Source organism: Mucilaginibacter sp. (assembly GCF_036383575.1).
Lineage (GTDB): Bacteria > Bacteroidota > Bacteroidia > Sphingobacteriales > Sphingobacteriaceae > Mucilaginibacter.
In genome coordinates this window covers 1-11,246 of record NZ_DASVOB010000109.1, presented here as the reverse complement: position 1 = coordinate 11,246, position 11,246 = coordinate 1, and the positions used below count along the sequence as shown (strand labels likewise).

General features: G+C 42.0%; 13 protein-coding genes. 5 read left to right on the top strand and 8 right to left on the bottom strand.

Annotation, left to right across the window (positions count from 1 at the left end; translation table 11 throughout):
• Nucleotides 1-464, bottom strand: a 464-nt coding sequence (locus tag VF500_RS04150; RefSeq protein WP_330858460.1) for a histidine kinase dimerization/phosphoacceptor domain -containing protein, incomplete at its 3' end; no start/stop codon positions are given.
• Nucleotides 465-1,028: 564 nt separating this feature from the next.
• On the opposite strand from VF500_RS04150, the gene VF500_RS04145 reads away from it, so the two are divergent.
• From VF500_RS04145 to VF500_RS04135, 3 genes are read left to right on the top strand one after another with little or no spacing between them, the layout of a single operon-like run.
• Nucleotides 1,029-1,901 carry a helix-turn-helix transcriptional regulator gene (locus VF500_RS04145; protein ID WP_330858459.1) on the top strand — a complete coding sequence of 291 codons (873 nt, stop codon included), beginning with the start codon at nucleotides 1,029-1,031 and terminating at the stop codon, nucleotides 1,899-1,901.
• Nucleotides 1,902-1,933: 32 nt separating this feature from the next.
• Entirely contained in the window at nucleotides 1,934-2,173 is a 240-nt protein-coding gene (locus VF500_RS04140) for a hexameric tyrosine-coordinated heme protein (RefSeq protein WP_330858458.1), read from the top strand.
• Between the two features lie 60 nt (nucleotides 2,174-2,233).
• On the top strand, nucleotides 2,234-3,784 hold the full coding sequence (locus VF500_RS04135; RefSeq protein ID WP_330858457.1) for an FAD-dependent monooxygenase: 1,551 nt from the start codon (nucleotides 2,234-2,236) through the stop codon (nucleotides 3,782-3,784).
• A gap of 26 nt (nucleotides 3,785-3,810) precedes the next feature.
• On the opposite strand, the gene VF500_RS04130 is transcribed toward VF500_RS04135, so the two are convergent.
• Both VF500_RS04130 and VF500_RS04125 read right to left on the bottom strand, forming a co-directional pair.
• Entirely contained in the window at nucleotides 3,811-4,251 is a 441-nt protein-coding gene (locus tag VF500_RS04130; protein WP_330858456.1) for a carboxymuconolactone decarboxylase family protein, read from the bottom strand.
• 27 nt (nucleotides 4,252-4,278) lie between these two features.
• Nucleotides 4,279-4,719, bottom strand: coding sequence for a DoxX family protein (locus VF500_RS04125; RefSeq protein WP_330858455.1), 441 nt, complete (start codon nucleotides 4,717-4,719; stop codon nucleotides 4,279-4,281).
• A 167-nt stretch (nucleotides 4,720-4,886) separates the two neighbouring features.
• Here VF500_RS04125 and VF500_RS04120 point away from each other — a divergent pair, with 167 nt between their 5' ends.
• Complete coding sequence (locus VF500_RS04120; protein WP_330858454.1) at nucleotides 4,887-5,477, top strand: HD domain-containing protein; 591 nt, start codon at nucleotides 4,887-4,889, stop codon at nucleotides 5,475-5,477.
• On the opposite strand, the gene VF500_RS04115 is transcribed toward VF500_RS04120, so the two are convergent.
• The 5 genes from VF500_RS04115 to VF500_RS04095 all read right to left on the bottom strand — a co-directional run bounded on the left by VF500_RS04115 (nucleotide 5,474) and on the right by VF500_RS04095 (nucleotide 10,534).
• Complete coding sequence (locus tag VF500_RS04115) at nucleotides 5,474-6,055, bottom strand: Crp/Fnr family transcriptional regulator (protein WP_330858453.1); 582 nt, start codon at nucleotides 6,053-6,055, stop codon at nucleotides 5,474-5,476. The two genes, VF500_RS04120 and VF500_RS04115, sit on opposite strands and share 4 nt — an antisense overlap.
• A gap of 67 nt (nucleotides 6,056-6,122) precedes the next feature.
• Nucleotides 6,123-6,980 (bottom strand): SDR family oxidoreductase, encoded by an 858-nt coding sequence (locus VF500_RS04110; protein ID WP_330858452.1) that lies wholly within the window; start codon nucleotides 6,978-6,980, stop codon nucleotides 6,123-6,125.
• Nucleotides 6,981-7,307: 327 nt separating this feature from the next.
• Nucleotides 7,308-8,357 carry a glycoside hydrolase family 43 protein gene (locus VF500_RS04105; protein WP_330858451.1) on the bottom strand — a complete coding sequence of 350 codons (1,050 nt, stop codon included), beginning with the start codon at nucleotides 8,355-8,357 and terminating at the stop codon, nucleotides 7,308-7,310.
• A gap of 110 nt (nucleotides 8,358-8,467) precedes the next feature.
• Complete coding sequence (locus tag VF500_RS04100) at nucleotides 8,468-9,502, bottom strand: LacI family DNA-binding transcriptional regulator (RefSeq protein WP_330858450.1); 1,035 nt, start codon at nucleotides 9,500-9,502, stop codon at nucleotides 8,468-8,470.
• A gap of 366 nt (nucleotides 9,503-9,868) precedes the next feature.
• A complete protein-coding gene (locus VF500_RS04095) occupies nucleotides 9,869-10,534 on the bottom strand; it encodes an O-methyltransferase (protein ID WP_330858449.1) in 666 nt (221 codons plus the stop codon).
• A gap of 219 nt (nucleotides 10,535-10,753) precedes the next feature.
• Between VF500_RS04095 and VF500_RS04090 the strand changes: the two genes are divergently transcribed.
• A partial coding sequence (locus VF500_RS04090) for a hypothetical protein (protein ID WP_330858448.1) occupies nucleotides 10,754-11,246 on the top strand: 493 nt, incomplete at its 3' end.

The following is an 11,246-nucleotide window of genomic DNA, read 5'->3' as shown; positions in this document are numbered from 1 at the left end:
TGTACCCGGTTCTGACTTTCACGAATGGCCGCAAGCGCCGCATTATTTTTCAAAAATGCCGATTGGGTATTAAGCAGGCTCATCACTATTTGCAGGTTATTTTTTACCCGGTGATGCACCTCTTTCAGCAACCAATCTTTTTCGTCAATAAGGCGGTCTTTATCTGCAGTTAGGTGCTGCAAGGCCTGATCCTGCTCGCTGATCTCCTTTTGCTGTAACTGCAACTGTTTATTGCTCCGTTGCCTTTCCCGGTAACCAATATAAATAACGCCAGAAATGGTAAGCATGGCGATACTGATGGTTATAAGATCCCCGTTAGTCATAACTCCTCCCCCTTTGACCCATAAAATATATTTAGTGGTATGACCATACTGCTGCGCCCCGGCACTTATGGATATCAAGTGCAAAAAGCTTGTAAGTATCAGCTTACAATAAAACCGGGGCGAGTTTATATTGATATTCACTTGATATTATTTTTATCATCAGTCTTAAAACTAACAGATTTTGATCGCTACACACGGCCTTGCCTGTATAAACCTGCGGTCAAATTCAACTTATAAAAATAATATGCTTCCTAAACCCCACCGATGTATTAAATACGGATTTTGATGTATAAATTACGTATTGTATCCGCAGCCTTTACAATAAAAGCTTTATTAAGCTATATAATTAAAAATCAAAATATTACATATCACCATTGCTAATTTTAGGCTTTTCCATTCGTCCATGTAAAGCGGTTAATGTTATCTCAGTCATCAGCAGAAAAAAACACTCAAATTTTCATAGCTCTTCCCGATATCTTTTAAGCACCCACGTTCTGTCAACATGCGATAATTACGCGACCTATATGGTCAGTAATACGGATATAAAAGATGCGATATTTCGCTCCTTAACAAGGTATATAATGATATTTCGTTAAGAACCGCCATCTTAAAAACAACACAAGTTACTGATTATCAATACAATAAAAATAACGGCACGAAATTAGAGTTACGGCACATGCCTTACAAGCTTTAAACTGAGCAGCCATGAAACAATTTAACGATTTTGCACCGCTACATTTTGAGAAAGCATCCAATTGCCTCCCCTTTAAGATCCATACCATTGAGTGGATAAAAGAAAATGGCATTGATCTTCCCAATGATTATTTCATGCTGATATGGATTGTGGCCGGAAATGGTTACTACAGGCTCAATTTACAAAAAGAAGCTGTTAACACTAATCAGCTACTGCTGATAAAGCCCGGCCAGCTGCATGATCTTAAATTCAGCAGCGGCCTGCAGGGTTATGTAATATCGTTCACCGATTCCTTTCCGGATATAGAGGATTATGGAAGGGAACCTGTATATACTCCAATTTATCAAATGTTTAGCCAAACGCAAGTGATTACCATTAACAGCGAACTGGCTGATGACATGAGTGATATTACCGAAATAATGATGAAAGAATATAGCAGGCATAACCTCTACCGTGCCGAAATATTAAAACGTTATTTCAAGATCTTCCTGATCTATCTTTCGCGCCAGTTGGAATCAATGGAGCAAGCGCCAAAACAGTCGCGAAATACCGCCATTTTCCAAAATTTCATGGCCCTGCTTGATAAAAACTTCAAAGAATATAAAATGGTAGCCGATTATGCCGACAGGTTATCAGTAACACCTAATTATCTCAACGAGGTAGTAAAAAAACTGACTGGCCAACCGGCGGGGTATCACATCAGGCAAAGGGTAGCGGCCGAGGCTAAACGCCAGGCCATACACCCTGATAACTGCATGAAAAAAATAGCATACGAGCTGGGCTTTTGCGACATGGCCCATTTTAGTAAATTTTTTAAAAACACTACAGGCATCAGCTTTTCTGACTTCAAGAAAAGAGGAACGGTATTACAACCTGTTTTTTAATAAACGCACATTAACTAATTAAACTCAACGCCATGTCAGAATCAGTACAACTAATCCCCGGCGACTCTTTGATCACCGCAACGCCACAGGAAGGCCGCGAGCTTGCTGTAAAAATGGCAAGGCTTATTATCAAAGTAACCCAACCCGATGCTGAAATTCGCGGCAGGCTCAGGGGCGTTTACGCCGAGGATGCCGCTATGCTCATTGCCGTAGGCCAAACAGTAGCAACCGAATTTGCCACAATAGCGGCAGCAAACAACTACTGGAGATAGCAGTGAATGCCTATTGTTCTGCAAATTAATTACATCTATTTTTAAGCCTGGTAACATATTGTGCATACACAGGTAATTATTATCGGTGCCGGGCCAACCGGCTTAATGGCGGCTTGCCAGCTGGCCCGCTTTAACATTGATTTTATTATTATTGATACCAAACCTGCGCCCACTCACGAGTCGCGGGCCATGCTGGTTACTGCCCGCAGCATGGAAATTTACCAACAGATGGGCATAGTTGATGCAGTTTTACAGCAGGGAGAGCTGATCAGCAAATTTGCCATTTATATGAATGGCCGTGAAAAAGCAACACTCAAAACAGCTGAAGCCGGCGATGGTCTTACAGATTTCCCCAACCTGCAGGCGTTTGAACAGTTTAAGAACGAGGAACTGCTTTATGAACAGCTAAAAACAACAGGCCGCGATGTTTTATGGCGAACCAGCCTGTTAAGTTTTGAACAACATGAAGATTTTGTTCTGGTTAACCTCTATGACAAAAGCGATCCATTCAGAAAAATAGTTATTAAAGCCTCCTATCTCCTGGCTTGTGACGGTGCATCAAGCCTGGTGAGACAGCAGTTGGGGTTAAATTTCGATGGTGGTACCTATCAAAATAAGTTTTTTGTTGCCGATGTTCAGCTTAACTGGCAGCAACCGGTAAACAAGCTCATCGCTTCATTGTCCCGCACTAATTTTTGTGCTTTTTTCCCTATGTATGGAGATAACAATTACCGTATACTGGGTACACTGCCCGAAAGTTTTGCAGGCACCGATGATGTTAGTTTTGATGATCTGAAAGATGTGATCATCAAAAATGTAAAACTGCCGCTGAACATTGAAAAACTGAACTGGTTTTCTATTTATAAACTGCACCATCGCTGTGTTGACCGGTTCAGGGTAAACCGCTGCTTTTTGTTGGGCGATGCCGCACATATTCATAGCCCGGCAGGCGGGCAGGGTATGAACACCGGCTTGCAGGATGCACACAACCTGGCCTGGAAGCTGGCTTTGGTGCTGAAGGGTATTACCGGAGAAAAGCTGATAGATACCTACCACACCGAGCGATACCCATTTGCCCAATGGCTCATGAAATTTACGGATAATATATTCGCCTTCATGACGGGGCGTAACAGGTTTATATATCTGTTACGCACCTATTTGATGCCTTATATTTTACGCCTGGTATTATCAACCAAATGGATAACAAGACGTATTTTCAGGGTACTTTCGCAGATCTGGTACTCGTATAAAAAAAGCCCGCTGTCGTTGCAGTTTATCAAGCAGAAACTCCAGTTTAGTGCCGGCGACAGGTGCCCGTACGTTATGACGGAGATCGATGGTAAATTGCAAAGTATTTATAATTTGCTTACCGAAGCAAAATTTCACCTGTTGTGCATCGACGGCAATTGGGATAGCGATCATCTCCCCGAACTTTTAAAGGACTATATTAAAATAGTTAACCTACCGCTTAATGAAGGCTGGCAAAAGTTAGGTGTCAAATCCAACCTATATCTTTTGATAAGGCCCGACAATTATATTGGCTTGCTTACCGACGAAATAAGCCCCGCATTAATAACCGGCTACTTTGATAAATTCAAAAACAAAGATTAAAAGCAGGGACCTATAGGGTTGTCTGTTTATTCAGGATGTTTGCCAAACGATATGGCCATTCTGTTCCATGCGTTCATAGATACTATGGCCAATATGATCTGCGCTACGGTGACCTCGCCAAACGTGGCAACTGCCTTTTCAAACAGCTCATCGCTTACACCATGCTTCGATATTAAAGTAATTTGTTCTGTAAGTTCAAGTATCACCTGGTCTTGTTCGCTAAACCAATTACGGGCCTCGCGCCAGGCGCTCATTACAAAAATGCGTTCCTGCCTTTCGCCATATTTTAAAGCGTCTTTAGTATGCACATTAAGACAGTAAGCACAGCCGTTTATTTGCGAAGTCCGAATTTTGATCATTTCCCGCTGAATTTTATCCAGTTGGGTATCAGACAGCATTTTATCAAGTTCAAGAAAAGGTTTATAGGCCTGCGGAACAGCCTGTAAAAGATTAAAGCGTGGTTTCATCTTATTAATGGTTTTAAGTTTTTGGCATTATGCTTCATCGTATAAAAAATCAATGCTCCAGCGATAGGTAGAAATGCCCGCCAGCATTAAACTTGCTGCGCTATCGGCCCAAACCGAATAACTAAAGGGTGCTTTAACGCCTAAAAATAAGGTCATGCAAAGAGCAAAAGTGAACGTAAGCGCAAAACTTGCATATGCAGCAGTCCTGATCTTAAAGCCAACTATAAACATGATGGCTATGCACACCTCGCCCACTGTCGCTAAAAAACCCATTACACCGGCTAACGAGCGGCTCATATACGGCATCAGGGTATTGGTATAAACTACAAAATTATCCCAGCTGCCCCAGCTTACCGAATTTTGCCCGGCCGGCCCCAAAAAACCTAAACGATCGGCCACAGGAAGCAGAAATCCTATAGCTAAAGCAAAGCGAAAATAAAGTTGTGCTATTTGAAGTGTGTTTTTCATTTATGAATAATTATGTATCTAAAGTACATGATTAAAATCCGGCTTAAAAACACAAATTCCATGTTTACACCAATAAGATAAAAGTGTCATTTTTTTGTTGAGAGATAGCTCTGCCAACATTTATCCAGATTTTCTACAGAATGTGAGGGTAGTATCGCATCATTCACATGCCTGCGATAAGTATAGTAAAAAGGGCCGCGGCCTACGTTACCTCATTGATGGAAGAAAACCTTCCGCCAACCATGTATTTTCATAACCTTGGGCATACCCAAAGGGTTGTGAATGCAGCTATTGAAATTGGTGGGCACTGCAAACTAAAAAGGCAGGAATTAAATATTTTAATAGTAGCAGCCTGGTTTCATGATACAGGATACCTTTACCAATACAAAGGCCATGAAGATACCAGCATGATCATTGCCGGTACTTTCTTAATGCAGCACCACTACAACAATGATTTTATACAGCAGGTATGGGATTGCATTGAAGCCACAAAAATTCCGCAATCGCCCAAAAATCTTATCCAGCAAATTATTTGTGATGCCGATATGCGGCATTTCGCACTTGAAAACTATCCAGACTTTGCCAGTGACTTAAGACAAGAATGGGAAGTGCATTTGGATAAGCATTATAGTGATGAAGAATGGCGAAGCTTAAACCTGCGGGCCTTACAACACCATCAGTACTTTACCGAATACGGAAAAACGGTACTACAGGAAGCAAAAGAGAAAAACATCACCATGGTACGCAACGAAGCTTAATGCTTCTTTGCAGTTTCTTTCCGTACGCGACTTAAAGTTTCGGGGGTAATGCCTAAATAAGACGCGATCATGGCCTGCGGCACCCTTAATGACAGATCAGGATATCTCTGCACAAAATCAAGATATTTTTGCTCTGCTGTAAAACTAATTGCCGAATGGATGCGATTTTGACTGGTGATAAAGCTTTTGTTAATGATGGCGTTCACCATATCATTTAGGGCCGGTATCTCCTGGCAAAGCTTATCGAAATTTGTTTTGGTGATCAGTACCAGTTCCGTATCTTCAATAGCATCGATGTTATTTTTAGAAGGCTCGCCGGTTAGCAAGCTTGCACGGTCGCCGGTCCACCAGTTTTCTTTAGCAAAACTTACTATGTTTTCGCGGCCGCTTTCATCAACGCTGTAAAAACGCACAAGACCTTTGGTTATGAAGGCGTTATATTTCCAAACATCACCTTCCTGCAACAAGTATTGCCTTTTACGAAGCTTTTTATAAATACAAACGGCTTCAATTTTAGCGTATTCGGCTTCGGTGAGGGTTGTTTTCTGGCTGATGTACTCTTTAAATATCTCAAACATATAAAAGCAAATATCCCCTTTATCCGGGGATATTTGCTTTAGCTCAAGTCATATTTTTCTGATTGAATTATGCAGAGTATTTGCTCAACCATTTGGTTTTGATAGCGGCACGGGCATCAATAAATTCCTGGTCGGTACCTTGTGCAACGGCATCAAGCGGGTAACGCAACGGACGAGAGCCTTTTTCCATTTCAACCAAATGCAATATACCATCGGCAATGGTTTGCGGATCCATATTAAATTCGGCCATTTTGCTGAACAGGGCTGCGCCCATAGCGTTGAACTGTTGTGCAGAAGCCTCGCCGTATTCGGCAATAATTTCAGGCTTATCGGCATGTACTCCTGCTTTGCTGCCGTTATTCATTTCGGTTGGATAAACGCCCGGCTGGATGCTTACATTTTCGATATTGTACGCTGCAAGCTCATCCTGCAAACCTTCGGTAATGCTTTCAACACCAATTTTTGATGCGAAATAAGGGATCATGAATGGCAGTGTATGCCCGCTTGCACCTGATGTAATGTTAATGATAAGTCCGTTTTTAGCCGCACGCATCCCAGGTAATACAGCGAAGATAGTGCGTAAGGTTCCGTAAAAATTAACTTCAAACATTTGTTTGATCTGATCAATTGAATAACCTTCCAATAAGCCAAAACCTGAAACCGCGGCATTGTTCACCAGCACGTCGATATGGCCATATTTGGTTAAAGTATATTCAAAAGCTGCTTTAACTGAAGCATCGTCGGTAATATCTACCTCAACCACTTCAACATTGGGCAGGGCCGATAGTTCTTTGGCAACCGCTTCGTTTTTACCATTTATTCCGCGCATACCTGCTATAACAGTATGGCCTGCATTTGCAAGGGTTATTGTGGTTAGTTTACCAAATCCTGTGCTTGTTCCGGTTATAAAAATTGTTTTTGACATTTTGTATCGTTCTTTTGTTGATACAAATCTACCGCGGCGCTATAACCTGTGCATTGATGTTTGATAAGAAGGGAATTGATATTTGTCAAGAAAACTGATAGCACAATAAAAGACCGTCATTGCGAGTAACCATCAGGGAAATCCTGAAAAAAAATGTGATGACGTGTTAAAAAATACTATTGATAATCAATAACTTACAACCACGTCATTATAAGGTACGAAGCAATCCCCTACTTACAGAGCAGCTATGCAAATGCACCTGCACAATTCGCGATTGCTTCGTACCTCGCAATGACGGTCTTTTAAGCTATGTTGTTATACAACTGTTTACTTCGTCCCCGACGGAACAGCCAAAGGCACACCATCCTTCAATGGCACACCAAAATTGGGTGAGCCATCTTTATTCCAAGTAAATTTTTGTGCCCGAGGTGAACGTTTGTTACCGCAACCTTCATTAGGATTTGAATTGGCATGGTAAAGGATCCAATCCTCCCGGCCATCGGGCGATTTAAAGAAGGAGTTATGTCCCGGCGCATAAACATTATTTTCGGGCGATTGCTTAAATACTGGCTGCTCTGTTTTTATCCATGATGCAGGGTTCAACAGATCGCTGTTTTTTGAGGCCGTAAGCATCCCCAAGGCATAAAAATCAGTCCAGCAGCCACTGGCCGAGTAGATCAGGAACAGCTTATCCTTATGTTTTAATATTTCGGGGCCTTCGTTTACGCTTACGTGAGCCGGGTTACCGGCATCGTTCAGATCGCCGTTAGTTTCCCACTGATAAGCCGGACTTGATATTTTTACCCGTTCGCTGCCAATGGTCAGGGCATCCTTCATTTTGGCGATGTAGATATTTTGCTGACCGTTGTGATCTCCCTCCCAGCCCGACCATATCATATACCAGCTTCCGTTATTTTCAAATACCGAAGCATCAATGGCCCATTTATCGGTACTGTCGGCTATTTTTCCTTTAAACTCCCAGGTGCCTTCAGTAGGATCGGCAGAACTGTTTTCCAGTACATAAATGCGGTGATTATTGTTATCGCCATTATCTGCAGCAAAATACACATACCATTTCCCTTTTATAAAATGCAGTTCGGGTGCCCAAAGCTCTCTTGAATAAGCCTTACCAGCCGGTGGTGCCCAAACAGCTTTTTTAGGCGCGGTGCTTAGTTTGGTAACATCCTTTGTTTTCCAGATAACGATATTGCCTCCTGTGGAATTGGTGTAGTAGTAAAATCCGTCTTTATAGATCACCCAGGGATCGGCACCCGATGGCAATATTGGATTAGTAAACGTTTTATCGCCGGTGCTTTGCGCAGTAGCGGCTTTGGAAAATAAGAGTAACAACAAACAGGCTTTGAACAGTTTTTTCATAGGGATAAAAGGTTTTATCTTGGTTTATAATGCGCTAAAAGTCTGTAAAAGATCTTACAAAAACAACAAATGTTAAGAATACATTTATTATGAAACCAACATCGTTCAGGTTACGCTTTTACCGGCTGCGATGAAGCGCGAATAAAAACCTGTGTTGGTAATACGGTTGTTTCAAATTCAGTAACAGGTCGTTTACTTTCAATAATACTGATCAGCATTTCTGTAGCCTTTTTTCCCATTTCAAAACCGGGCTGATATACGGCACTTAACGGAGGATTTAAAACTTCGGCCAACTGAGTGTTGGTGAAACCAAGCAAAGCGATATCGGCAGGGATCCGGTAACCTAATTTATGCAGAAGCGATAAGGTAGTGGTAGTGATCCTGTCGGATGCTGTAAAAATAGCATCGGGCTTATTATTGGCAAACAGCTCACTTAGTGCGTTCTCAATCTCCGCAAGGTCTTTACCCCCGTGCGGACAATATTTGATCAGCTTTTCATCAGGCTCTATGGCATGTTGTTCAAGCGCTTTTTTATACCCTTTTAGCCGTTCGGCAGTAATGGATACGTTTACCGAACTGGTAATATGGGCAATTTTACGATAGCCTGCTTCAATCAACTGTGTTGTAGCATCATACGCACCGGCAAAATTATCGGCAACTACTTTATGCGTATCAATTTCATCGCTTACCCTATCAAAGAAAACTATAGGCAAGCCTTTTTCATGAAGGTTTTTAAGGTGATCGATATTATTGGTTTCCGTTGATAGGGAGATCAATAAGCCATCAATAGAGCGAAAAGTCAGGTGCCTCACGTTTTGCATTTCCAGCTCATACGATTCATGGGTTTGCGTAATGAACACATTATACCCCTTGCTATGCGCAACTGATTCGATACCGTTGATCACCTGCGAAAAAAACTGGTTCTCGATGGTTGAAACTACAATGCCGAGAGATTTGCTATTGCCCCGTTTAAGACTTTGCGCATTAAGGTTAGGCTGATAGTTGAGCCTTTGGGCACACTCCAATACAAGCGCTTTAGTTTTTTCACCAATTTCGTGACTGTCTTTAAGCGCCTTGGAAACCGCTGAAGGTGAGATCCCCAGCTCTTTAGCAATATCCTTTATAGTAACTCCGCCAAAATTCATTTCGTCCCCTTGCTTATGATCCTAAAATTAACAATCCAATTATACTATCGGATAGTAAACATAAGAAAAATAAGTTCTATACGGCATAATGATGAGTTATGCCGTGCAATAGCAGGTTGATAAACATGAGGTTAAATCCCCTAAGCAATTGATATACATTATTTAAAACTAAAGCTATTTGGAAGTTTTATTAATTCCCTCCCTCGGGAGGGGTGCGTTGGAATGTGTAGTGACAGGGAGGGGTTTATACGATATCAAATGATTAAACTTAAAGGTAAAACCCCTCCCTACACCCTCCCAAGGGAGGGAATCGCACAATCCCACACTTTTTTCCTTAATTATGAGGCCAGCGGAATAGTACGTCAATTACTTCACAACCACTATAGCCATACCGTCATGCTCTTTGGAGCCTACCGTTTGAATAATGGTAGCTGTTACCTGCTTATTATCAGCAAGGGATTTATTAAAACGCTGCACTCCCGTAACCCGCTCATCATCGCAGTTATCATCAAGCACTTTGCCTTCGCGGATCACATTATCTGCAACAATAAGGGTACCCGGTCTTGAAAGCTTAAGCGCCCATTCAAAATATTCGGTATAGGGTGGTTTATCGGCATCAATAAAGATCATATCAAACGGGCCTTCATCTTCGGCGTCAAGAGCGGCGAGGCTATCCATTGCTTTGCCTACTTTAATATCAACTACAGGATCTAAACCTGCTTTGATGATATTCTGGCGGGCGACATCGGCATAAGCCTGTTCCAGTTCAAGAGTGATCAGCTGGCCATCAGCAGGCAGGGCACGGGCCAGCCAAATGGTGCTGTAACCACCCAGCGTGCCTATTTCCAGGATCTTTTTGGCACCGCTCAAACGGGCCAGCACCTGCAAAAATTTTCCCTGGTTGGCTGTTACATTGATGCCGGGAATACCTGCATCCTTCATTGATTTCAATGTGCCTTTCAGCACGGCATCTTCATCGCCCAGCAGGTTACCTATATACTGATCAACCGATTCAAAAAGTGAAGTATCCATAATTTTTATTTTGGTTGTGATAAAATTAAACACTATTTGCCGAAAACCATTGTAAGCTTATTGTTAAACAAAAAGCAGATGAACAGTCTCAATAGTTAACTGTTCAGGATAAAATACCACTACCCTGTTTGATGTCTGTCAATTGCTTAATTAAACACAATCATCAGCTAATAATTGCCAAATGTTGATTGTACAATTTAGATTGCTGATATTGCTGATGTGGAAAATGTTAAAATTATCACCATAAATACGTGGAAATGTGATGGTGAGTACCGGGTGCGCATGGGCATACTTGCAAAACAGTTAAACGACTTAAAACCCCATGTTATAGCCTGCCAGGAATGCTTTTATAGTGAAGATGCTAATGCCGATACCCTAAAGTTTTTGGCTAAGGAATTAAATATGAACTATTGCTTTTTACCCGGCAGGCCGAAAAAGCGCCAGTTTGAAGGCCACCTGGTTAACAGTACATCCGGGGTGGGTATATTATCTGTTTACCCACTTACCGAAACCGGCAGCTTTGATTTGCCTGTGGTGCATGAGGATAACGACCGCAAGGCTTTTCAGGCGGATGTAACGCTTCCGCCGGGGGGAACACTTACAATTACCACCACTCATCTTACTCATTTAGGCCAGCATAAAGGTTTAAGAAAAGCCCAGGCCGAAGCGCTTGCCGGTTTTGTGAGTAAGCATACTGCAAATCCGTACCATA

What these genes read in the sequence shown, in the direction of transcription:
- VF500_RS04145 (WP_330858459.1), top strand. Translation starts at nt 1,029, where the DNA reads ATGAAACAATTTAACGATTTTGCACCGCTACATTTTGAGAAAGCATCC.
- VF500_RS04140 (WP_330858458.1), top strand. Translation starts at nt 1,934, where the DNA reads ATGTCAGAATCAGTACAACTAATCCCCGGCGACTCTTTGATCACCGCA.
- VF500_RS04130 (WP_330858456.1), bottom strand. Translation starts at nt 4,251, where the DNA reads ATGAAACCACGCTTTAATCTTTTACAGGCTGTTCCGCAGGCCTATAAA.
- VF500_RS04125 (WP_330858455.1), bottom strand. Translation starts at nt 4,719, where the DNA reads ATGAAAAACACACTTCAAATAGCACAACTTTATTTTCGCTTTGCTTTA.
- VF500_RS04120 (WP_330858454.1), top strand. Translation starts at nt 4,887, where the DNA reads ATGCCTGCGATAAGTATAGTAAAAAGGGCCGCGGCCTACGTTACCTCA.
- VF500_RS04115 (WP_330858453.1), bottom strand. Translation starts at nt 6,055, where the DNA reads ATGTTTGAGATATTTAAAGAGTACATCAGCCAGAAAACAACCCTCACC.
- VF500_RS04110 (WP_330858452.1), bottom strand. Translation starts at nt 6,980, where the DNA reads ATGTCAAAAACAATTTTTATAACCGGAACAAGCACAGGATTTGGTAAA.
- VF500_RS04105 (WP_330858451.1), bottom strand. Translation starts at nt 8,357, where the DNA reads ATGAAAAAACTGTTCAAAGCCTGTTTGTTGTTACTCTTATTTTCCAAA.
- VF500_RS04100 (WP_330858450.1), bottom strand. Translation starts at nt 9,502, where the DNA reads ATGAATTTTGGCGGAGTTACTATAAAGGATATTGCTAAAGAGCTGGGG.
- VF500_RS04095 (WP_330858449.1), bottom strand. Translation starts at nt 10,534, where the DNA reads ATGGATACTTCACTTTTTGAATCGGTTGATCAGTATATAGGTAACCTG.